General features: G+C 64.3%; 21 protein-coding genes and 1 tRNA gene. 19 read left to right on the plus strand and 3 right to left on the minus strand.

Annotated elements, in window-relative coordinates; translation table 11 throughout:
* From fdnG to VGO12_RS29025, 7 genes are all read left to right on the plus strand, one after another.
* Positions 1-2,509 (plus strand): formate dehydrogenase-N subunit alpha (fdnG, locus tag VGO12_RS28995; protein WP_327516192.1); only part of this gene is annotated, 2,509 nt, incomplete at its 5' end.
* Positions 2,506-3,492 (plus strand): formate dehydrogenase subunit beta, encoded by a 987-nt coding sequence (gene fdxH, locus VGO12_RS29000; RefSeq protein ID WP_327516193.1) that lies wholly within the window; start codon positions 2,506-2,508, stop codon positions 3,490-3,492. The genes fdnG and fdxH, both read left to right, overlap by 4 nt.
* Positions 3,492-4,181 (plus strand): formate dehydrogenase subunit gamma, encoded by a 690-nt coding sequence (locus VGO12_RS29005; RefSeq protein ID WP_327516194.1) that lies wholly within the window; start codon positions 3,492-3,494, stop codon positions 4,179-4,181. Before fdxH ends, VGO12_RS29005 begins: the two co-directional genes overlap by 1 nt.
* A gap of 91 nt (positions 4,182-4,272) precedes the next feature.
* Positions 4,273-5,184 (plus strand): formate dehydrogenase accessory protein FdhE, encoded by a 912-nt coding sequence (gene fdhE, locus VGO12_RS29010; protein WP_327516195.1) that lies wholly within the window; start codon positions 4,273-4,275, stop codon positions 5,182-5,184.
* Entirely contained in the window at positions 5,184-6,560 is a 1,377-nt protein-coding gene (gene selA, locus VGO12_RS29015) for an L-seryl-tRNA(Sec) selenium transferase (RefSeq protein ID WP_327516196.1), read from the plus strand. The genes fdhE and selA overlap by 1 nt, the downstream gene beginning before the upstream one ends.
* Complete coding sequence (gene selB, locus VGO12_RS29020) at positions 6,557-8,461, plus strand: selenocysteine-specific translation elongation factor (protein ID WP_327516197.1); 1,905 nt, start codon at positions 6,557-6,559, stop codon at positions 8,459-8,461. The genes selA and selB overlap by 4 nt, the downstream gene beginning before the upstream one ends.
* Positions 8,462-8,557 (plus strand) — tRNA-Sec (locus VGO12_RS29025).
* A gap of 8 nt (positions 8,558-8,565) precedes the next feature.
* Here VGO12_RS29025 and VGO12_RS29030 read toward each other — a convergent pair.
* On the minus strand, positions 8,566-10,089 hold the full coding sequence (locus VGO12_RS29030; protein WP_327516198.1) for a L,D-transpeptidase family protein: 1,524 nt from the start codon (positions 10,087-10,089) through the stop codon (positions 8,566-8,568).
* Between the two features lie 175 nt (positions 10,090-10,264).
* On the opposite strand from VGO12_RS29030, the gene VGO12_RS29035 reads away from it, so the two are divergent.
* The 11 genes from VGO12_RS29035 (at position 10,265) to VGO12_RS29085 (ending at position 20,164) form a co-directional block, all read left to right on the plus strand.
* On the plus strand, positions 10,265-10,474 hold the full coding sequence (locus tag VGO12_RS29035; RefSeq protein ID WP_327516199.1) for a hypothetical protein: 210 nt from the start codon (positions 10,265-10,267) through the stop codon (positions 10,472-10,474).
* Between the two features lie 95 nt (positions 10,475-10,569).
* The gene (locus VGO12_RS29040; protein WP_327516200.1) at positions 10,570-11,529 is read left to right on the plus strand and encodes a TIGR03571 family LLM class oxidoreductase; all 960 of its coding nucleotides are present in this window, start codon (positions 10,570-10,572) and stop codon (positions 11,527-11,529) included.
* Positions 11,530-11,642: 113 nt separating this feature from the next.
* On the plus strand, positions 11,643-12,086 hold the full coding sequence (locus tag VGO12_RS29045) for a PRC-barrel domain-containing protein (RefSeq protein ID WP_327516201.1): 444 nt from the start codon (positions 11,643-11,645) through the stop codon (positions 12,084-12,086).
* Between the two features lie 338 nt (positions 12,087-12,424).
* Positions 12,425-13,657: a glycine betaine/L-proline ABC transporter ATP-binding protein ProV gene (gene proV / locus VGO12_RS29050; RefSeq protein WP_327516202.1), complete on the plus strand. Its 1,233-nt coding sequence runs from the start codon at positions 12,425-12,427 to the stop codon at positions 13,655-13,657.
* A 23-nt stretch (positions 13,658-13,680) separates the two neighbouring features.
* Positions 13,681-14,565, plus strand: coding sequence for a proline/glycine betaine ABC transporter permease (locus tag VGO12_RS29055; RefSeq protein WP_327516203.1), 885 nt, complete (start codon positions 13,681-13,683; stop codon positions 14,563-14,565).
* Positions 14,566-14,624: 59 nt separating this feature from the next.
* Positions 14,625-15,500 carry a glycine betaine ABC transporter substrate-binding protein gene (locus VGO12_RS29060; RefSeq protein ID WP_327516204.1) on the plus strand — a complete coding sequence of 292 codons (876 nt, stop codon included), beginning with the start codon at positions 14,625-14,627 and terminating at the stop codon, positions 15,498-15,500.
* A gap of 75 nt (positions 15,501-15,575) precedes the next feature.
* Positions 15,576-15,842: a helix-turn-helix transcriptional regulator gene (locus tag VGO12_RS29065; protein WP_327516205.1), complete on the plus strand. Its 267-nt coding sequence runs from the start codon at positions 15,576-15,578 to the stop codon at positions 15,840-15,842.
* Positions 15,843-15,991: 149 nt separating this feature from the next.
* A complete protein-coding gene (locus VGO12_RS29070) occupies positions 15,992-17,056 on the plus strand; it encodes an ABC transporter substrate-binding protein (RefSeq protein WP_327516206.1) in 1,065 nt (354 codons plus the stop codon).
* The gene (locus VGO12_RS29075) at positions 17,037-18,122 is read left to right on the plus strand and encodes an iron ABC transporter permease (protein WP_327516207.1); all 1,086 of its coding nucleotides are present in this window, start codon (positions 17,037-17,039) and stop codon (positions 18,120-18,122) included. Before VGO12_RS29070 ends, VGO12_RS29075 begins: the two co-directional genes overlap by 20 nt.
* On the plus strand, positions 18,115-18,873 hold the full coding sequence (locus tag VGO12_RS29080; RefSeq protein WP_327516208.1) for an ABC transporter ATP-binding protein: 759 nt from the start codon (positions 18,115-18,117) through the stop codon (positions 18,871-18,873). Before VGO12_RS29075 ends, VGO12_RS29080 begins: the two co-directional genes overlap by 8 nt.
* Positions 18,866-20,164: a hypothetical protein gene (locus VGO12_RS29085; protein ID WP_327516209.1), complete on the plus strand. Its 1,299-nt coding sequence runs from the start codon at positions 18,866-18,868 to the stop codon at positions 20,162-20,164. The genes VGO12_RS29080 and VGO12_RS29085 overlap by 8 nt, the downstream gene beginning before the upstream one ends.
* Positions 20,165-20,262: 98 nt before the next feature.
* Here VGO12_RS29085 and VGO12_RS29090 read toward each other — a convergent pair whose 3' ends face one another.
* Both VGO12_RS29090 and VGO12_RS29095 read right to left on the minus strand, forming a co-directional pair.
* The gene (locus VGO12_RS29090) at positions 20,263-20,727 is read right to left on the minus strand and encodes a DUF2721 domain-containing protein (protein WP_327516210.1); all 465 of its coding nucleotides are present in this window, start codon (positions 20,725-20,727) and stop codon (positions 20,263-20,265) included.
* Positions 20,728-20,841: 114 nt separating this feature from the next.
* Entirely contained in the window at positions 20,842-21,765 is a 924-nt protein-coding gene (locus tag VGO12_RS29095) for a DMT family transporter (RefSeq protein ID WP_327516211.1), read from the minus strand.
* A 171-nt stretch (positions 21,766-21,936) separates the two neighbouring features.
* Here VGO12_RS29095 and VGO12_RS29100 point away from each other — a divergent pair, with 171 nt between their 5' ends.
* Complete coding sequence (locus VGO12_RS29100; RefSeq protein ID WP_327516212.1) at positions 21,937-22,851, plus strand: LysR family transcriptional regulator; 915 nt, start codon at positions 21,937-21,939, stop codon at positions 22,849-22,851.
* The last annotated feature ends 6 nt before the right edge of the window (positions 22,852-22,857 follow it).

A 22,857-nucleotide genomic window follows, 5' to 3' on the forward strand; every position in this document is an offset into this window, starting at 1 on the left:
CGACAACCAGGCACGCGTCTGACACGGCCCCACGGTAGCCAGTTTGGCTCCAACATTTGGCCGCGGCGCAATGACGAACGCCTGGACCGACATCAAGAACACCGACCTCGTCATCGTCATGGGTGGCAACGCGGCGGAAGCCCATCCCTGCGGCTTCAAATGGGTGACGGAAGCCAAGCACCATCGTGGCGCCCGGCTGATCGTCGTCGATCCGCGCTTCAACCGCACCGCATCGGTCGCCGACGTCTACGCCCCGATCCGACCCGGCTCGGACATCGCCTTCCTGATGGGCGCGATCCGCTACTGCATCGAGAACGACAAGGTGCAGTGGGACTATGTGAAGAACTACACCAACGCCACCTACCTGGTGAACCCGGAGTTCGGCTGGGCCGATGGCCTCTTCAACGGCTATGACGAGGAGAAGCGTGACTACGACCGCAGCGCCTGGGAATACCAGCTGAACGAGGACGGAACGGTGAAAACCGATCCGACACTCTCCGACCCGCGCTGTGTCTGGAACCTCTTGAAGCAGCACGTCGCGGCCTACACGCCGGAGTTCGTGGAAAACATCTGCGGCACGCCGAAAGACCGCTACCTGAAGATCTGCGAGATAATCGGTGCGACGTCCGCCCGCGACAAGGTGATGACCTCGCTCTACGCGCTCGGCTGGACGCAGCATTCGAAAGGTGCCCAGAACATCCGCGGCATGGCGATGCTGCAATTGATCCTCGGCAATGTCGGCCTGCCCGGCGGCGGCGTCAACGCGCTGCGCGGCCACTCCAACATCCAGGGGTTGACCGACATCGGCCTGCTTTCCAACTCGCTGCCGGGTTACATGAATCTGGCGACGGAAAAGGAGACGGACTTCGCGACCTACATGTCGACGCGCGGCAACAAGCCGCTCGTTCCCGGCCAGACCAGCTACTGGCAGAACACGCCCAGATTCATGGTGAGTTTCCTGAAGGCCATGTGGGGCAGCGCCGCCACCAAGGAAAACGACTGGGGCTTCGACTGGCTGCCGAAGCTCGACGTGCCCTATTACGACATCCTCCGGATGTTCGACATGATGAGCCGTGGGGAGGTCAACCTCTACTTCTGCCAGGGCTTCAACCCGCTGCTTTCCTTCCCCAACCGGAAGAAGCTGACGGAGGGGCTGTCGAAGCTGAAGCTGCTTGTGACCATCGACCCGCTTCAGACCGAGACGGCGCATTTCTGGGAAAACCACGGCATCTACAACGACGTCGATCCCTCAAAGATCATGACGGAGGTGCTGCAACTCCCGGCGACCTGTTTTGCCGAGGACGAAGGCGCCACCGTCAATTCGGGCCGGTGGCTGCAATGGCACTGGCCGGGCTCGACGCCGCCGGGCGATGCCAAGCACGACACCTGGATCCTCGCAAACATCTTCCTGCGGGTGCGCGACCTCTATCTGAAGGAAGGCGGGGTCTGTCCCGAGCCGATCCTGAACCTTGCCTGGGATTACAAGGACCCATACGAGCCGGAACCCGCCGAGCTTGCCCAGGAGATGAACGGACGGGCGTTGCAGACCCTCTACGATCCCACCGATCCGACGAAGGTGCTGGTCGAGGCGGGCAAGCTCGTACCCAACTTCGGCGTCCTTCGCGACGACGGGTCCACCATGTCCGGCTGCTGGATCTATGCCGGCTCCTGGACGGAGGAAGGCAACATGATGGCCCGGCGCGACAACAGCGATCCGGGTGACGTCGGCACCTTCCTCAAATGGACCTTCGCCTGGCCGGCAAACCGGCGCATCCTCTACAACCGCGCCTCCTGCGATCTCGAGGGCAAGCCGTGGGATCCGGCGCGCAAACTCATCGAATGGAACGGCGAGCGTTGGGCCGGCTTTGACGTTCCCGACATCGCGGTGACGGCAAAGCCCGAGACCGTGATGCCGTTCATCATGACGCCGGAGGGCACCGCCCGGCTCTTTGCCCGCAAGCTGATGCGGGACGGGCCGTTCCCCACCCACATGGAGCCCTTCGAAAGCCCGGTCGAGAATCCGTTCAACGCCAAGCTCCGCGGCAATCCCGTCGCCCGCATCTTCCCCGGAGACCTTAAACAGCTGGGCACGAGCAGCGACTACCCCTTCGTTGCAACCTCCTATCGCCTCACCGAGCATTTCCACTTCTGGACCAAGCACAGCCGCGTGAACGCCGTGCTGCAACCGGAATTCTTCGTGGAAATCAGCGAGGAACTGGCAGCCGAGCGGGGCATAACCAAGGGCGGTCGGGTACGGGTGTGGAGCGCGCGCGGCGAGGTCTGGGCGAAAGCGGTGGTGACGAAGCGCATCCGGCCGCTGATCTGCAACGGCAAGCCGGTCCATGTGGTCGGCATTCCCTTGCACTGGGGCTTCATGGGTGCGGCCCGCAAGGGCTTCGGGCCCAACAGCCTGACCCCCTTCGTCGGCGACGCCAATATCGACACGCCGGAGTTCAAGGCCTTCCTGGTCAACATCGAACCGGCCCCGGAAGAAGGAGCCACGGCATGAGCGAACGCGCACCGGAACCGGTCACCGCCGCCGCCAACCCGCCGCTGCAGCCGCTGGCGTCGAACCTGCTGCCGAGCGACGTCATCAAGGTTTCGGCAACGAGCGACGTTCCGACGCCCGACAGGCAGCTCACGCAAGTCGCCAAGCTGATCGACGTTTCGAAATGCATCGGCTGCAAGGCCTGCCAATCGGCCTGCATCGAATGGAATGACACCCATCCGGACCTGGAGGAAAATGTCGGGGTCTACGAAAACCCGCACGATCTGACGCCGGACATGTTCACGCTGATGCGGTTCACCGAATACGAGAACCCAAAAACCAACGAGCTCGAATGGCTGATCCGCAAGGATGGCTGCATGCATTGTGCCGATCCGGGCTGCCTGAAGGCCTGCCCGGCTCCCGGCGCGATCGTGCAATACTCCAACGGCATCGTCGATTTCATTTCCGACAACTGTATCGGCTGCGGCTATTGCATCGCCGGCTGTCCCTTCAACATCCCGCGCATCTCCAAGACCGCCCATGTGTCGAAGAAATGCACGCTCTGTTCGGACCGCGTGGCTGTCGGCCAGGGGCCGGCCTGCGCCAAGGCGTGCCCGACCAAGGCGATCTCCTTCGGCACCAAGGAGGATATGGTCGAGCTTGCCCATGAGCGGGTCGAGGATCTGAAGTCGCGTGGCTACGACAATGCCGGCCTCTATGATCCGCAGGGCGTCGGCGGCACGCATGTGATGTACGTCTTGCACCATGCCGACACCCCCTCGCTCTATGCGGGATTGCCGGACGATCCGAAGATCTCGCCGGTGGTCAAGGGCTGGAAGGGTCCGGCAAAGACCGTGGGTCTTGCGGTGGCGGGCCTGGCTGCCGCCGGTGCGATGCTCCACGGCATTTTCGCCCGCCCGAACGAGGTCACCGCGCATGAGGAGGGCGAGGCCGAGGAACTCGTCGACGACCGCAAGCCGATACGCGGCGACAGGGAGGCGTGATGACTGACGAACGCGTCTATTCGGCCCCCGGCGACAAGATCGAGACGACACACCCGGTCACCGTCAACCGGTACCGCGGCTACACGCGCCTCAACCATTGGGTCACCGCCGCCTGCATGATCGTGCTCCTGATCTCCGGCCTCTCCTTCTTCCACCCGTCGCTGTTTTTCCTGACCGCTCTCTTCGGCGGCGGGCAGACGACGCGTTGGCTGCATCCGATCGTCGGTGTCGTCCTGGTCGCAAGCTTCCTGCTGCTCTTTGCGCAGATGTGGAAGCTCAACCTGCCGCGCCGCGAAGATGTGGAGTGGAGCCGCAAGATCGGCGACCTGCTACAAGGCAACGAGGAAAGCCTGCCCGAACTCGGCAAGTACAATGCCGGCCAGAAGGTGGTCTTCTGGGGCATGTCGGCGCTGATCCTGCTGCTTGTCACCACCGGCATCATGATCTGGGAACAGTACTTCCCGCACCTCGTCTCCATCCCCGTGCGCCGCATCGCGGTCGCCGTGCATTCGCTGGCGGCCCTCTTCACCATCCTGATCTTCATCGTCCATGTCTATGCGGCGATCTGGACGCGCGGCACGATCCGGGCGATGACACGCGGGACCGTCACCGGCGGCTGGGCCTTCCGCCATCATCGCAAATGGTTGCGTGAACTGGCTGGACGTCAGGGCTCGGACCCGTCAAAATGACCGCTTGGAGCGTGCTTTGTGCGTTCATACACGCGCATGGTGTTCTCGTTAAGCGCATGACCCGGCTTCCGGCCGGATTGCCGGAGATGCGATGGCCGAAGACCTGCAACCCGATCCCTCCCTCATCGGTGGCGTGCCGACACCGCCGCTGGCCCTTCTGCCAGAGCCGATCCGACTGTTTCAGGCGCGCGCCCGTCGCTTCGCCTTTCTGGCCGAGAACAATTCGCTTGCGCCCTACCTGACGTTCCTTGCGGCGCTCTCCAAACTTCAGGCGCGTCTGGCGGCAACGCTTCCAGCCGTGACCGCAGTGCCAGCGAGCCGCATCGCCGAGGCGGCGCGAGCGACGATGCCGCCCATAGACCGGGCAAGCCTTGCCGAGGACGCAGCGCTCGTCGCAACGCTCGAGGCGGTTGTTGAAGGGGCAGCCGACATCGCGATGCCCGAGCCAGCCCGGCTGGCGCTCGATGCCGTGCGCGCGGCCGGCGAGGACGATCGGCGCTGGCTGCTTGCCAATATCCTCTCCGATCAAGTTCCGGCCGACAGTGCGGCACCGCATCTCTTCGCCGCGGCCGCAGTCCAGGTGCACCTGGCGCGACTGGCCGCAACGCTCGATGCGCAATCGCTCGTTCCGGTCAGCCTCGGTCTCTGTCCCGCCTGCGGCGGCCGGCCGGCCACGTCCTCGGTAATGGGCACACAAGGGATCGAGAACGTTCGCTACGCCGCTTGCGCCTGCTGCAGCACGCAGTGGAACGAGGTGCGGGTGAAGTGCCTCTGCTGCGGTTCGACCAAGGGCGTCAGCTATCGTTCGGTCGAAGTGAGCGAGGCAACGGTGAAGGCCGAAACGTGCCGGCAGTGTCAATCCTGGGTGAAGATCCTCTACCAGGTAAAGAACCCGAGCCTCGACCCGATCGCCGACGATGTCGGCAGTCTCGGGCTCGACATCCTGATGAAGGAGACCGAATTCCAGCGTGGCGGCTTCAACCCTTTCCTTGTGGGCTATTGATGCAGGAATTCCGCCTCCTTCCATCTGTCGACCAGGTGCTGACCTCGCCAGAGGGGCTGGCGCTGACGGACCAGCATGGCCGCCTTGCCACCGTCACCGCCATTCGCGCCGGACTTGAGATCGCCCGCGAAAAAATCCGCGCAGGCGAAGATGCAGCAGGGCTCGCTGCCGACCTGCCGCGCCGGGTCGCGGCGGAACTCGACGCAGCCGCCCGGGGCGCCCTTCGTCCGCTCCTCAACCTGACGGGAACCGTGCTGCACACCAATCTCGGCCGCGCCATTCTGGCCGAGGACGCAGTGCGGGCCGCCTCCGCCGCCATGGCCCACCCGCTGGCGCTGGAGTTCGATCTCGACGGTGGCGGACGCGGCCAACGCGACGACCACCTGCGCGGCCTCCTGCGCGAATTGACCGGCGCCGAAGATGCGACGATCGTCAACAACAATGCCGCGGCGGTGCTGATCGCGCTCAACACGCTTTCTGACGGCCGTGACGCGATCGTTTCGCGCGGTGAGCTGATCGAGATCGGCGGCGCGTTCCGCATGCCCGATATCATGGCCCGCGCCGGCGCGAAGCTTCTGGAGGTCGGCACCACCAACCGCACCCATCCGCGCGACTACGAAGCCGCGATCGGACCTCAGACCGGCGTGATCCTCAAGGTTCACACCTCCAACTACCGGATCGAGGGCTTTACCGCCGAGGTGTCAGCATCCAGGCTGGCGGAAATCGCCGGCAAGGCCGGCGTGCCGCTTCTGAACGACCTCGGGTCCGGCTCCCTCGTCGATCTCGCCGCCTTCGGCCTAAGGCGCGAACCGACCGTCGCGGAAGCGATCGCCGAGGGCGCAGATCTCGTGACGTTTTCGGGCGACAAGCTGCTCGGCGGCCCGCAGGCAGGCTTCATCGTCGGCCGCCGTGATCTGATTGCCGCCATCAACCGCAACCCGCTGAAACGTGCGGTGCGCCTCGACAAGATCCGCATCGCCGCGCTGGAAGCGACGCTCAGGCTCTACCGCGATCCCGACCGGTTGAAGGAGCGGCTGCCGACGCTGCGTTTTCTCGCCCGCCCGGAACCGGAAATCGCCGCCCAGGCGGCCCGTCTCGCCCCTCTGGTCGATAAGCTCCTCCAACCGCACGGCTATTCGGCGGTACCCTGTGCCTGTCAGAGCCAGGTGGGTTCCGGCGCGCTGCCGGTCGACACCATCCCGAGCGCCGGATTGCGGCTGACGGGGGAAGGCGGTGAGGCGCCGGAGCGGCTCTCAACGCGCCTTCGCCGCCTGCCCTCGCCGGTGGTCGGCCATATCCGCGATGGGGCGCTGATCCTCGACCTACGTTGCCTCGACAGCGACGCAGCACTCATTAAGGCTCTGACGGCCCTATGATCGTCGGAACCGCGGGGCATATCGACCACGGCAAGACGGCGCTCGTAAAGGCCTTGACCGGCACGGATGCCGATCGTCTTGCCGAGGAAAAAGCCCGCGGCATCACCATCGACCTTGGTTTTGCCTATGCTGATCTCGGCCAGGGCGCGATCACCGGCTTCGTCGACGTGCCCGGTCACGAGCGGCTGATCCACACCATGCTTGCCGGCGCCGGCGGCATCGATCTTGCTCTGCTGGTCGTGGCTGCCGACGACGGCATCATGCCGCAGACGCGCGAGCACCTGGCGATCCTTGACCTGCTCGGCATCGACAGGGGCGTCGTCGCGCTGACCAAGGCCGATCTCGCTGGCCCCGAGCGCCGCGACGAGGTGACCGCGCAGATCCGTGCGGCTCTCGCCGGCACCGGTCTCGCGCACGCGCCGATCATTGCCGTCTCGGCGCTTACCGGTGAAGGCATCGAAGACCTGCGTGCGGCACTGACAAGCGCCGAAACCGAAACGGCCGCCCGCAACGATGGTGGCCTCTTGTGCTTTGCCGTCGATCGCAGTTTCACGCTTTCAGGCGCCGGTACTGTCGTGACCGGCATGGTGCTTGGCGGACGCGTGCGCCTCGACGATATCGTCACTGTCAGCCCGTCCGGCCTCATCGCCCGCGTGCGAGGCATTCACGCACAGAACCGGAAAGCAACCACAGGATTTGCCGGCCAGCGCTGCGCGCTGAACCTTGTCGGCGAACGGGTCACGAAAGACGCGATCCACCGTGGCGACATGGTGCTTGCCCCCGCGCTGCACGCGCCGACGGACCGGATCGACGCAATGCTCCGCGTTCTCGCCTCGGAAGCAAAGCCTGTCGGCACCTGGTTTCCGGTGCGGCTTCACAGCCACGCGACCGAGGTCGGCGCGCGGATCGTGCCGCTGTCCGGTGCTGTCGATCCAGGCACAGAAGGGCTGGTGCAACTGGTCCTCGACCGTCCCATCGCCGCCTCCATCGGCGACCGCTTCATTCTGCGCGATACGTCCGCCAGCCGCACGGTCGGCGGCGGCCGGTTTCTCGACCTTCGACCGCCGGCGCGCAAACGGGGAACACCCGAGCGTCTTGCCTTCCTCGCCGCCTCCAGCACCGAGAACCCCGTGGCGGCGCTTGCGGCCCTGACTGACCTCGGCCCGATCGACCTTGACGCTTTCCTGCGCGATCGCGGCCTTGGCGAAGACAGGCGCTCTGAGCTGGTTTCCGCCGCAGGCGCCGTGATCGTCGCCGACCACGCCCTCTCGACGGCAACCCTGTCCGGGCTGCGCGCGAGCCTCGTTGCGACCCTCGCCGACTTTCACACCGAGAACCCCGATCTCGCCGGCCTCGGCCGCGAGAGATTGCGGCTTCTGCTCAAGCCGCGCCTGCCGAAAAATGCCTTCCTTTCCGTCCTCAAGACGGAAGCGGCTGACGGACAGATCGTGTTCGACGGCGCCTTCCTGCGGCTGCCGGGACACGCGGTGCGGCTGACGGCTGCCGACGAGAGCCTCTGGCAACGCATCCAACCGCTGCTCGTTGACGACAGCCGCTTCCGGCCGCCGCGCGTACGTGATCTCGTGCCCCTGCTTGACGCCGAGGAACGTGACGTCAGGCGCGTCATGAAACTCGCCCAAAAGCTCGGTCAGGTGCACGAGATCGCCCACGACCACTTCTTCGCCCGTTCGGTCGTCGAGGACATGGCCGATATCGTGATCGCCGTGGCGGCGGAGGCCGATGATGGCTGGTTCACCGCACCCGCCTTTCGCGACCGCGTCCAAAACGGCCGCAAGGTCGCAATCGAAATCCTCGATTTCTTCGATCGGCTCGGCCTGACCTTGCGCCGTGGAGACTTGCGTCGCATAAATCCGCATCGCAGCGATCTGTTTCAGCGCTGAGGAAGGGAATCGTCTCCGGTGGGACGGCCGGACTTCAAATCCGGTTGGGGCAGCGAGCCTGTCCCGGGTGGGTTCGACCCCCACTCCCCTCCGCCATTTCCCTCTCAATGATCGGCGAAACGGTCGCTGGCGACGCCGAAATAGAACAGCTCCTTGAGCGGTTCGGCCGCGGCATCGGGAAAGATGACGAACCCTTCCCGCGGCGCGGCGATGATCTCGCCGGAGGCCCGGCGTGCGATGATCTCTCCTGACATGACCGGGTCGCCCGTGCGCCAGGTTTTCTCAAGCCGGTCTCCCGCCGACAGGCAAAGAACGACGTCGGCCAGATGAATGACCCTCGGCAAAACGGCTTCCGGCGCCGGCGCGTCGATGATGCCGAGATGCGCAAGGGTCCTAACGATCGCCTGATAGGCAACGTCGGCCGCATCCGGATCCTGATGCTGGCCGCACTCCAGGGTGAGCCCGTAGCCACCGCAGGCGCGCATGTATTCCGTCGTGCCGACGGCATGCGACAACGCACCTCCGGTTCCGCCGTGCCGCGCCTGTTCGGCAACGGACTTCGCATAGGCATCGAGCCAACCGTGCATGATCAGTTGCGGCCCGAGCCTGACGGCAAGGCTCTCCTCCTCTTCGGCGCGGGCGAAAGGCTGGGCCGTGCCCGTGTTGTTCTCCGGCCCGAGAAACACGAAGGGCTCGCCTGCTGAGCGATAGGAATGGATGTCGAGCAGGACGTCGTGCTGGCGCAAGAGCGGGCAGAGCACGTTGGCGACCCGGTCCTCGTAGTTGAGCACGACCGGCGCCTCGCGCAGATCGCGGTTGAGGTTGCGGTCGCCCTCGCGCGTTCCCTGCCGATAGGCCTTGCCATTGACCACGGGGACGAAGGTGACCTCGCCGCGGCGCACCGACAGCTCCCCCGTCCGGCAGGCGCGTATCACTTTCCAGATCGCATCCGGGCCGCAGGTCTCGTTGCCATGGACAGCGCCGGTGACGATGAGCTTGGGTCCGCGTTCCAGCCCGCAGAAACGCACCACCTCAATCGGGTCTCCGTCATCCTCAGTATCAGCCGCGGCGGAACGCGGCTCGAAATCGATGTCGATCAGCATGCCGGGCCGGAGATGCCGCATCAGGCTCATGACGTCGGCGGCGGCCACCGCCACGCAGCCGGCGGTTCCTGCAAGATCGGCCCTGGCTGCGTGGATGAACAGGGCGCTGCCGCCGTTGACGCGTGCAACCGCGTCGTTGAAACCGATCGGCACGACGACGTCGAACAACGGCTCCGCGCGCTTGCGCGTCAGCCTGTCGTCGGTGCGCTCGCCGTCCTCGGCATAAACAAGCCGGTTGTAGTGCGGTCCCGCCTCCTCCCAGATCATGTCGGCGGATGCAGGCACGAAGGGAAAAGCGAGGTCCCGCGGGAAATCCGGCCTGGCGACCGGATCGAAAAAGCCGTAGCGCAAGGGGAAAACACCGATCGGCGTTCGCCCATCGCCCTCCCGCTTCAGGTTCGCCGGCACAAGGCCGGCGCGCCCGACGACGCACGGGACGGTCCAGTCGCCGATCGAGAGGGTACCCCTGTGACACGGATCGGCGGATGCCGAAACCCTGACCTTGACGACCGGAATACTGACCATGTGATACCTCGAAGCATGCTTGGACGGCGACCCTACAGTGCGGCGCGCAGTCGGAACAAGCCCTTCGGGCGCCCAACCGAACCCGGGCCGGCGACCGTGGAACTTCAGGATATCGCTGCGGCCGGTTCCGCTATAAGACACCCGCTCCAGGAAGACAGGAAAAGGCATCAAGACCGTGGACGAGACCGTCGAAATCAATGGCCGCAGCGACTTCGCCCTCTGGGCGATCGCGCGGGCGCAGGAAATCATGACCATCGAAGGTGCCGCCTTTGCGGTTGCCGCCCGTGACATGGACGAGCAGGCGCTGACTGAGACCGCCGCAGCGCTCGGAAAGGCCATCAGTGAGGCCATGCTCGAAGTTTTCGACGGCCTGATCGAAAGCTAGGCCTCTAGCGTCCAAGTTTCGCAGGCTGGGCTTTCACCGAGGCTTTCCTGCCCCCACATCTCCCGGCAGGCAGAAAATGCAGGCGGAGAACAGGAATGGCAGGCAACGATCACCAGAGCGTCGACATGGCACGCCGCGTGTTTCGCGAGGGTGCGCTTTCGATCGGTCTTTCGCTTCCCCTATTGAAGCAAGGACAAACGGTGATCGATGTTCGTGAACAACTCGAACTCGCCGGACTTGCCGACAGGCTCGGCTTTCGAGCGCTTTGGGTCCGCGATGTGCCGCTCAACAGTGCTGACTACCCGGACCCTGTCGGGCACCTCGACCCATGGGCGCTGCTCGGCGCGCTCGCAACCCAGACGGAACGGATTGCGCTCGCAACCGGCGCAATCGTGCTCACGCTGCGCCACCCGCTCCACATCGCCAAGGCTGCCGCCTCGATCGACGCCCTCTCCGAGGGACGGCTGGTTCTCGGCCTCGGATCCGGAGACCGGCCTGCCGAATATGCGGCGTTCGGCAAGAACACCGACGCGCGGCGCGATCTGTTCCAGCGCAATTGGGAGATTGTCTCCGCCGCTCTCGGGCATCCATCCCACATCGTACCCGACCTTGCGGCGCCGGACGCGCCGGAGTTCCTGCTCCTGCCGGCGATCCGGTCCGACATCCCGCTGGTCGCCGTCGGCTCCGGCAGCCAGAGCGTCAACTGGATTGCCCGCCATGCGCTCGGCTGGATGACCTATCACCGCGAGCCGGACGCCCAGAAGGCGCGTTACGCCATGTGGAGGGATGCGGTCACCCGCGATGCCGCAGGCGCCTTCCGCGCCTTCGGCGTCACGGTGAAGCTCGACTTGAGCGCCGATCCGGACGAGCCGGCAACCGTCATCCCGCTCGGCTACCGCGTCGGCCGGCGCGGCCTTGTCGATCTCTTGAAGGGCATGCGCGACGGCGGCACGCATCATGTTTCCTTCGGCCTGTCCGCGCCGGCCCGCAGCTTAAGGGACGTCGTCGCCGAGCTTGGCTCCGAGGTGCTGCCCCTGTTTCATCGCGAAACGTAGCGTCCGGCAGCGTCTGCTTATATCTCTGATTCGTTGGAACTATCTGGCGCGCGCTCCGTTTAGGGTCCGCCACGGCAGACCTGCGCGTGGCAAGACTTCGATAGGAGATTTGCATGAAGTATGTGACCGTTGCCGCGCTTTCCGTAGCCCTTGTTTCCAGCGCCGCGTTCGCCCAGGAGCCCGCAGCCAGCGGCGCCGACGCGATGCTGGTCGGGCCGGGCATCACGATGGGGACGGCCGCGACAATGCCGCTGAAATACGTGGAGATCAAGGACACCGACCTCGTCAACTCGCAGCTCGTCGGCGTCGATATCTACAACAAGCAGAACGAGACGGTCGGCGAGATTTCCGACGTCGTTATCGGCGACGGCAAGTCAGTGATCGGCATCATCGCCAGTGTCGGCGGCTTCCTCGGCCTCGGCGAGAGCTACGTCGTCATCGACCCGGCCTCCCTTGCCCTTGCCGACGACAACGGCACCTGGAAAGCCTATGTGGACACCAACAAGGACGACCTCTCCAAGGCACCGAAATTCGACTACGGCAAGCTGAAGAAGTAATCGCGCAGCCCCGCCCGATGCGCGCTCGCCCACCGGCGGGCGCGTTTTTCGTTCAGCCAGATTTCCCGGGACGAAGAGACCTGGCACGGCGCGTTTGATCAATGCCTCCAGACACGCGAAAGAATTCCAATTCTTGCGGCGTAAATGGCCTAACAATAGTTTTTTATTCTCGCAATGTGGACATTGCGGCATCAATGTGCCAGAAGATATCCATCAAGCGACATGATGTCGTATTCGCGCAACGCCTTTCCGGCGGTGCGTGTCCGTTTCGCTGATCCTTCGTCAGCCCCCAAGCAACAAAGGAGAGTGCCCGACTTCCGGAGCCGGGCCCAAGACATATGGCATTTCAAACTGAGAGCGACCCCTCGACGAACGAGCAACCGGTCAAGATCAGTATCAAGAACGTCTACAAGGTATTTGGCGAGCGGCCGGACGAGGCGCTGAGCCTTCTGAAAGCCGGCAGGACCAAGGCGGAGATCCACGCCGAGACGGGCTGCACCATCGGCGTCAACAATGCGAGCTTCGACATTCGCGCCGGCGAGATCTTCGTCATCATGGGGCTTTCGGGTTCCGGCAAGTCGACCATGCTGCGCCTGCTCAACCGCTTGATCGAACCCACTTCCGGCGCGATCGAGATCGACGGGAAAGACGTCGCCCGTCTGCCGCGCAGCGAGCTCATCGCCCTTCGCCGCCGCGACATCAGCATGGTCTTCCAGTCCTTCGCGCTTCTGCCCAACCGCAGCGTCATCGACAACGCCGCCTTCGGCCTCGAAGTCTCGGGCGTCGGCGAGGCCGAGCGCAAGACCCGCGCGCGCACCGCGCTTCGCGCCGTCGGCCTCGACGGCTACGACGACAGCCGCCCCGACCAGCTATCCGGCGGCATGAAGCAGCGTGTCGGCCTTGCCCGGGCATTGGCGGCCGAACCCTCCGTGCTGCTGATGGACGAAGCCTTTTCCGCCCTCGACCCGCTCATCCGCATGGAAATGCAGGACGAGCTGGTCCGCCTTCAGGCCGAACACAGCCGCACCATCGTCTTCGTCAGCCACGATCTCGACGAAGCGATGCGCATCGGCGACCGCATCTGCATCATGCAGAACGGCGAGGTCGTGCAGGTCGGCACCCCCGACGAAATCGTTCTCAGGCCCGAAAACGACTATGTGCGGTCGTTCTTCCGCAACGTCGACGTGTCGCAGGTTTTCCGCGCCGGCGATGTCGCCCGCAAGACCCAGGTCACGATCATCGAGCGTCAGGGCGTTTCGGCAGCAGCAGCGCTCGAGCGCATGGAACACTCTGATCGCGATGTCGCCATCATTCTCGGTCGCGACAAGACCTATCACGGCATGGTCAGCCGCGCGTCGCTGATCGCAACCACCCGTGACGGCGGCGCCGATCCCTACCGGCGCGCCTTCCTGCCAGGCATCGAGCCGATCGCCGCATCGGAAAGCCTCTCCAACGTGCTTGGCAAGGTCGCAGCCAGCGCCTTTCCCATGCCCGTCACCGACGAGGCCAACCGCTACCTCGGCACGATCAGCAAATCCGCGCTTCTCGAAACGCTCGATCGCTCCGCCTGATCCCGCCTGCCCGGAGACCCACCATGACATTCGATATCGGTGACGGCGTCGACAGCGCCGTCAATTACATCCTCGACAATTTCGCTCCACTGCTTGATCTGATCGCCGCGGCCATCGGCACGGTCACCGACCTGATCCAGACGGCACTGCTCGCCATGCCCTTGGCCGCCGGTCTTGCGATCTTCGTGCTTCTGTCGCTATGGCGCATCGGCTTCGGCTTTGCCGTCTTCACGGCGCTGTCGCTGATGCTGGTCGACCACATGGGCCTCTGGTCCGCGATGATGGAAACGCTGTCGCTGGTCATCGCATCGACACTTGTCGCCATGCTGGTCGGCCTGCCGCTCGGCATCGCCATGGCGCGCAACAGTCGGGTCGCCGCCTTCGTGCGCCCCGTGCTCGATCTCATGCAGACCATGCCCGCCTTCGTCTACCTCATCCCGGCGGCGATGTTCTTCGGCCTCGGCGCCGTGCCTGGAACGATCGCGACGGTCATCTTCGCCATGCCGCCCGTGGTGCGTCTCACCAATCTCGGCATCCGCCAGGTGCACGTCGAATTCATCGAGGCGGGCAACGCCTTTGGCTGCACCGCCTGGCAGCTGCTGATGAAGGTCCAGCTTCCGAACGCCCTGCCCTCGATCATGGCCGGCATCAACCAGACGATCATGCTCTCCCTCTCCATGGTCGTGATCGCCTCCATGATCGGGGCTGGCGGCATCGGCAACACGGTGCTCACCGGCATCCAGCGTCTCGACGTCGGCACCGGCTTCGAGGGCGGTCTCGCGGTCGTCATTCTCGCCGTCATTCTCGACCGCATCACCCAGAGCTTCGGCAAGGAGCGCAGCAATCCGTTCGGCTTCCTCATGCGCCGACCGGCGCGACAGCCGGAAGCAGCACCCGTCACGGCCTGATGGCCTCCCCCACCGACAGGGCGGCCCCGCGTCGCCGAACCTTCAAAAGAGGAGCAATCATGTTCAAGACCATTGTTACCATGACAGTCGCGGCCGGCATCGCCATCGGCGCCTGCGGCTCGGCCGCGGCAGACGAGAAGCAGCCGGTGAAGATTGGCTGGGCCGCCTGGTCCGACGCGGAATTCGTCACCAAGCTCGCCGCAAAACTCATCACCGACGAACTTGGCCATGAGGTCGAGCTGGTCCAGACGGATATAGCACCGCTCTACCAGGGTGTGAGCCGTGGCGACCTCGACGCAATGATGATGGCCTGGCTGCCCGAAACCCATGCCGACTACTTCGCCAAGGTGAAGGAAAAGGTGACGACGCTCGGCACCGTCTATGACGGCGCGAGGCTTGGCTGGGTGGTGCCGAAATACGTCCCGGAAGACGCCATCGCCTCGATCGAGGACCTCAACAAGGACGAGGTGAAGGACAAGCTCAAGGGCCGTATCCAGGGCATCGATCCGGGCGCCGGCCTGACGCGGCTGTCGGAGCAGGCGGTCAAGGACTACGCGCTCGACGGCTACAAGCTGCAGATCTCCAGCGAAGCCGGCATGCTGACGACCGTCGACCGGGCCATGCGCAAGGAGGAGTGGTTTGTCGCCACCGCCTGGAGCCCGCACTGGATGTTCGGCAAATACGAGCTGCGCTACATCGCCGACCCGAAAAACGCGCTCGGCAAGGCCGAACAGGTGAACGTGCTCGCCCGCAAAGATTTCGAGCAGGACAATCCCGAGGTCGCCGCCTTCCTGTCGCGCATGAAACTGCCGATCGCCGATCTCGAGGCGGCGATGTTCAACGCGCAAAAGACGTCCTACGAAAAAGCCGTCGACCAGTACATCGCCGATCATCCGGACCAGGTCCGGGCGTGGCTTGCCAAGGATGCCGGCTGAAGGCGGCCGCTCGCCGCCGATCAACGCTCGCACCTTGCATTGCGGGCGTCTTTCTTTCGACAAAGGACCATCGACATGTTGAATGACACACTTGCACCGCGCGCCCTCGCCGATAGCACCGACGACACGATCGGTGGCCGCATCTCGCTTGCCCGCGACGCCATCGGGCTTTCGGTCGGGCAGATCTCGGCGATCGCCGGCGTGACCGAGGAGACCTGGACCAGCTGGGAGAACGACCGGGCCGAGCCGAGGTCCAACCGCCTCGACATGATGGCCGGCATCCTGCAGGTCAACATTGCCTGGCTCCTCGGCGGTCAGGGCAACGGGCCGGTCGGGGCTTAGAACTGGCCGACGTCGCGGCCCCGACCGATCCGTAGATTAGCCCAAACGCATGCTGGACAGGCCGCATTAAGTTGACTAGAGAACTCATGATATTTTCATGGCCATAGGCGCACCCGGACCGGTCGCATGGCCGGTCAAAGGAGTGATCTATGTCGAGCCGCCTCGGGACCTCAATTGCATTGGCGCTGTCCCTTTCGATCGTCGCACCAGCTGCGCGCGCGGAAACCTCGTTCCTCGATCACCGCGGCAAGACGATCACCTTCGCCAAGCCGCCGGAGCGGGTCGTCACCATCGTCCGCTCGGCGCCGATCATCTATCGCGCCGTCGATGAGAAGGCGAAAAACATCGTCGGCATGAACAAGGATTCGCTGACGCGCTATTTCACCAAGGGCATCTATGCCGAGATGCTGCCGGAGATGGCCAAGATCAGCGCCAGCGCCGCCCAGGACGGTTTCGTGCCGAACGTCGAGGCGATCCTCGCCGAAAAGCCGGATGCCGTCATCCAGTGGACCCACGACGAAAAGCTGATCGAGCCGCTGGAGCGCGTCGGGCTGACCGTCGTCGGATGGCAATGCTGCTCGGAACAGGACCGCCTCGACTACGTAACGCTCAGCGGCTACATGACCGGCCGCAACGATCGCGCCCAGGCGATCCTGAAGGCGCAGTCGGACACCTTGAAGTCGCTCGACGAAAAGGTCGCCAAGCTCGACAAGGCGGCGCTCCCGACCGTGCTCCACATCGACAAGGTGGCCGACCAGATTCAGGTCATCGCCAACGGCTCGCAGGATCTGTCGCTGAGCGGCGTCACCAATCCGGCGGCCGACAAATCGGGCGAATGGTGGCGAACCATCGATTTCGAGCAGCTTCTCGTCTGGAACCCCGACATCATCATCATCCCCGCCTATGCCACCGATCTCGACCCCAAGGCCTTCTTCGACAATCCGGTCCTTGCGAGCCTCAAGGCCGTCAAGGAGAAGCGCGTCTACAAGCAGCCGGTCTTCGCCCGCACGCCCGATGCGCCGGAGATCTACCTGACATCGGAATGGCTCGCCGCCATCGCCCATGGCGCCGGTTTCGCACCGGAATTCCAGAAGCAGATCGCAGCCACCTACAAACTGATCTACGGCGCCGAACTGACCGCCGATCAGGTCAACGCGATCCTTGAGACCGAAAGCAACGCGCCGGCGAACAAGTATGCCGAGCTCTTCCGCTAAGGCCACGGCCGACGACGACAGGACGGCAACGGGGGCCGGGCGGAAGCTCGGCTCCGGCTTCGTCCTGCCCGCGCTCCTCTGTCTTCTCGTCGCTGCAACGCTCTATTCGGTGACGATCGGACGCTACGATCTGTCCGTCGCTGATGTCACCTATATCCTCATCGACAACATTCATCCGGTCGTTGTTCCCTACTGGGATCCGGTGCAGGAGGTGGTGGTCGAGCAGGTCCGCGTGCCGCGGATCCTGGCCGCAATCGTCATCGGTTTCGGCCTTTCCATGTCCGGCGCCGCGTTGCAGGGGCTCTTCCGCAATCCGCTTGTCGACCCCGGCATCATCGGCGTCACGTCCGGTGCGGGCTTCGGCGGCACGCTGGCGATCCTCTTGGGCTTGCAGGGCTATCTGCTCCTGACGATGGCCTTCCTTTTCGGCATCGGCAGCGTCTTTCTCGTCAAGCTTTTGTCGACGGTGCGCGGGCGCACCAGCATGCTGACGCTGGTGCTCGCAGGGGTGGTGATTTCAGCCTTCTTCTCCGCCGCCATCTCCATCGCCAAGCTGCTTGCCGACCCCTTTCAGAAGCTCCCGGCCATCACCTACTGGCTGATGGGCAGCATCGCTTCCAGCAACTATCTCGACGTCCTGCTGCTCGCCGTGGCCGTCGTGCCCTCGGCGATCGCGATCTTTCTCCTGCGCTTCCAGATCAACATTCTGTCGCTCGGCGAGGAAAAGGCCCGGGCGCTCGGCGCGCGCGTCGTGCTAGTGCAATGGATCGTTCTCGTCGCCTCGGCGCTGATTTCAGCCGGCGTTGTCGCGACATCGGGCATCATCGGCTGGGTCGGGCTCGTCATCCCGCATGTTGCCCGGGCGCTTGTCGGCGCCGATCACCAGCGTCTCTTGCCGGTCTCAGGCGTGCTTGGCGCGATCTATCTGCTTCTGGTCGACAACCTGGCGCGCACGGTCACAACGGCAGAAATCCCGCTCGGCATCATCACGGCGCTCATCGGCGTACCGGTGTTTGCTATCATCTTGCGGCGCCTGCATGCAAAGGGAGGCTGGTCCGGTGATTGAGGCAAGCGACCTGACCATCGAGCGCGGCGGCAGGACCATCCTTCAGAGCTACAGCCTGCGGCTGGAACGTGCTCGCATCCTTGCGGTGCTCGGCGCCAACGGCGTTGGCAAGACGACGCTGATCAACACGCTGATCGGCATCCTGAAGCCGAAATCGGGAAGGCTGTCGATCGGCGGTCCCGTCGGTTTCGTGCCGCAGCTCTTCGAGGTTCCCTTCGCCTATTCGGCCCTCGATATCGCCCTGATGGGCAGGGCGCGCCATCTCGGCCTCTTCGGTGCGCCGGGGCGGAAGGACTACGAGATCGTGCGGCACTTCTTCCACCTGCTCGGCATCGGACATTTCGAACGGCAAGCCTTCAATGCGCTCAGTGGCGGCCAGCGGCAACTGGTGATGATCGCCCAGGCGCTGGCATCCGAATGCGAACTGCTGGTGCTCGATGAGCCCTGCGCCGCCCTTGACTACAAGAACCAGGACAAGGTGCTCGGCCTGCTTGAGCACCTCAGGGACGAACATGACATGACGATCGTGTTTTCCACCCACATGCCGCAGCATGCCGTCGAAATCGCCAGCGACGCCCTGCTGATGCTGAGCGGCACCGACTATGTCTGCGGACCGACGACGGAAGCGCTGAGCGCCGACAACCTGTCGGCCCTCTACGATCTGCCGATCGCGCGAGCGGACTTCGAGGGTCTGTCGAAGCACACCTTTGCCCCGGTGTTTCGTCACGATGGAGGTCGCTTCAATGGCTGACGAAATCAACCCGCAAAAGCGCATTGCCTACATCCACTGGGGCAACAGCTGGCAGCTCAGAAGCTTCCAGGATTTCCGCCACTTCATCGACGACCTGATCTATATCCACGACCTGCCCAAGATCGATCTTACGCCCTTTGCCGCCGTCGTCATGCCGGACGCGATGGATGCAGCTGTCGTGCTTCCCTATGCGCAGCAGTTGAACAGCTACCTGAATGGCGGCGGTTTTCTCGTCGTCTTCCTGCAGGGGCACGCCCAATGGCTGGACGTCCCGGGCCTTGAGTGGACCCCTGGAAACTGCCGCGACTGGCTGTGGTGGACGAAGGGCGAGAGGCTGGAAATCAGCCTTTCCACACCGCACCACCCGATCAGCGAAAGCATGCCGCTGTCGCATATGAGCTGGCATTGGGGCGGCTCCTATAACGTTCCGGACGGCGCCCGCTCGATCGTCGAGATCGACGGGGGGCGCGGGAGCCTTTTTCTCGATTTTCCCGCCCTGAAGAATGGCGGCCGGCTGCTGCTTGCAACGCTCGACCCGCATTCGCACAACGGCCAGCGCTTCATGCCGGCGACGACGCGCTTTTTGCGCTCCTTCTATCCCTGGCTCAACCGCGAACTCGGCATCGAGCGGCCGGCACGCAACCGCTTCACCTACCTGCAATGCTCGCACGTGCCGTCGGAATGGCATCCGGAGTGGATCGAAGCGAGCCTTCAGCTGGCCGGCTTTCAAACGGCATTCGCGCCGCTTTATGAGCTTGGGCCCGATCTGCTTTCCCGCACCGACACGCTCTACATCCCAAGCAGCCACGACGAGTTCTTCCTGAAAAGCCGAAGCGACGATCTCGTCGCGTTTCTGGAACGGGGCGGCAACCTGATCATCTGCGCCGAGCCCTGCCAGCCGTGGCTGCCGTTCATGGCGCCGTTCCACGCGGTCGTTCCCCGTCCCTTTTCGAACATCCGCGTGCGCGTGCGCGACGACCGGTTCCAGATCTTTTCCGATCTCGGCGAGGGTTTTGACGGCTGGGAGGGCATCTTCGGGCAATATGCGCGCGGCTGGAGCGATCCGCCGCCGGGCGCCATCTGGTTGACCGACGTCGGACCCGAGACCGATCCGAAACCGGCCGACTGGATCTGGCAGTATCCGACCGTCGACGGGCGCGGCGGCTACGTGTTCATGCACAACGGCGACAACATGACCCGCTACCCGGACCGCGGTCCGAAGAAGGGAGCCCTTGTCGCCAATATCGCGACCGCGCTCCGAAAGCTCTCGACCGGCGAGATGCTGTTCTAGACCGCAGTGCGTTCATACGAACGCACATAGTATGGTCTAGTCCTTTGATTCCAAATCATCTTTCTGCCCGCAAGTCTTTTCGTTCGGAGGCAGGAGCTCTAGGGGCTTTCTTCACTACGCTCTGAGACTGCCTGATCCATGCGCATCTGGCGCAGCATGTTGCGTCCCGCAATCACCATCTCGAACAGGAAGGCGATCAGCGATCCGATGAGCGAGACGATGGCACCACCGAAGAGCCAGAAGAGGTTTTGCTCACGGAACCGGAATTCGAGCGCGCCGGCGAGCAGGTTGAGGATGGCGCAACCGGTGCAGATCGCCGCCAGTGTCCCGAGCGCCACGGCGATCTCGAGCGCCAGTGTTCGCCGGCGCAGATAATCGAGCTGCAAACGTCGCGACGGGCCCCGCTCGTCCTTTTCACCGATCTCGTTGACGCGGTCAGAGACCCGGCCGAGGCGGGTTGCATAGACGTTGACGAAGCCCGCGGTTCCCGCCAGCAGGAACACCGGCGCCAGAGAGGTCTGGATGATCGAGGCGAGGTCATTGACGATTGATGGCGGCTCCATGGGGCTCCGATCGGCTTCTCCTGCGTGACGTCAGGGCTGCATAAGGCGGCATTGTAGCCAAATCGGGTCATCGCAAGAACAGGCAATTGGCGCACGTATTGGCGGATGGCCGTTTCAGACAAGCTTGATCACGGCGACACCCACCAGCAGCAGGACGACACCGGCAAGACGCAGGCCCGAGACCGGCCGTTGCGGCAGGCGGAACCAGCCGTAGCGATCGACGAACACGCTCGCGACCTGCTGGCCTGCAACGGTGAAGCCGACTGCGGCCGCCGCGCCGATCACCGGGATGGCCGTGAACACCGTGGTGACGTAGGTCGCTCCGGCGAGGCCGCCAAGCCAGCCCCACCACGGCATCGTCTGGACGCCGCCGAAGCTTGGCCGTGGCGTCTTCTGCCATGCGAGCGCCACCAGCATCACGGCGGCCATGGCGAGCGTCGCGACGAAGAACGAGATCGTTCCGACCGCAAACGGCGCTCCGCCAAGATCCTGCCGCAGCAAGGCGTTGACGGCTCCTTGCACCGGCAAGGCGGCTCCGGCGACGAGCGCGAGGGCGATCCATCCGAGCTTGTCCGCACTGAGATTGTCCTGGCCACCCTGGCCGAAGACGATCAGGCCGACGCCGACGAGCACGATCACGGTGCCGATCGCTGCCCCGGCCTGAAGCCCGGTTGCGGTCACGCCAAGGAGACCGAATCCATCGAGTGTCAGCGAGGCGAGCATCTGGCCGGCAATGAAGAGCCCGACGGAAACGACCGCGCCGAGGCGCGGAAAAAGAACGATGGTCGAGACAACGTAGACGGCGGATGCCGTGCCTCCGACGAGATGCCACCACTCTGCGTCTGGAATGGCGCCAAGCACCGTATGAGATCCGGTGAACATGGCGATGATCAGCAGCAGAGCGGTGCCGATCGAGAGCTGAAGCGTGGTCGCCGCAAACGGCGAGCCGACGGCCTTTGAAAGCTGGGCATTGGCTCCGGCCTGAACGGCGAGCAGGCTGCCGGCGACAAGTGCCAGGGGTACGAACAGGGTCTCCATCGGACGGACTCCTTGATGAGCAACAGGAAATGGCTTTGCGCCTCGATCGAACGAAACGTTCAGCCGTCATTTCCTAGGTATGCTGTGCTCCGTCGCAGATCGATCTGCCATTTTGCCGTCCACGTCTGCAAAATTGCACATCGCGTGACACTGCTATAGGCTGACGCAACCATGCACGGCCATCATCGTATCGACTGGGAAGATCTGCGCTTTGTGCTCGCCGTCGCGGAGGCGAATTCGCTGGCCGCTGCGGCGCGCGCGCTCGGTGTCAACCACACGACGGTGCTGAGGCGTGTCGGCGCTTTCGAGAGCAAACTCGGGGTCCGCCTGTTCGACCGGCTTCCCTCCGGCTACACGCTGACGACGGGCGGAGAGGAACTGTTGGCCGTGGCACGGCAGATGGCCGAAACGGTCACGGAGCTCGAACGCCGCCTGACGGGGCAGGATCTGCGCCTGGAGGGCAGCCTGCGGATCACCACCACCGACACGCTCATGGCGTCGGTTCTGCCATCGGTGCTGACGGCGTTCCAACGGCGGCATCCTGGCGTCCTCCTTGAGGTCAACACCTCCAACGCCCTTGCCAATCTCTCGCACCGGGATGCAGACGTCGCCATCCGGCCGGCAGTCGATCCGCCCGAGACCCTGGTGGGCCGGCGCATTGCGACGGTCGCCTTCGCTGTTTATGCGGCGCGATCCTATCTTGAGGAACGTGACCTCGACCCGAGCGACGTGACATTTGCGAACGAGCGCTGGATCGGGCCGGGTGACGCGCTTTCGTCATCGAGCGTCGGCCGCTGGATGCGGACGCGGCAACCGGGGCCACTCGTCTTGCGCTGCGATTCGCTTGTTTCGGCGCGGGAGGCGGCCGTCACCGGCACCGGCCTTGCAGCCCTTCCCTGCTATCTCGGAGACAGGACGCCCGGTCTCGTCCGCATCGGCCCACCCGTCGCCGAAATGGCGACGGCGCTTTGGCTTCTCACCCATGAGGATCTGCGTCGCACCGCCCGTGTCAGCGCCTTCACCGAGTTTACCGGCCCCCTGTTGGCGAAATATCGTCCGCTCTTTGACGCTAGCGCGCCGTCATAACCGCAC

The organism is Ensifer sp. (genome assembly GCF_035999135.1).
Classification (GTDB): Bacteria; Pseudomonadota; Alphaproteobacteria; order Rhizobiales; family Rhizobiaceae; genus Ensifer.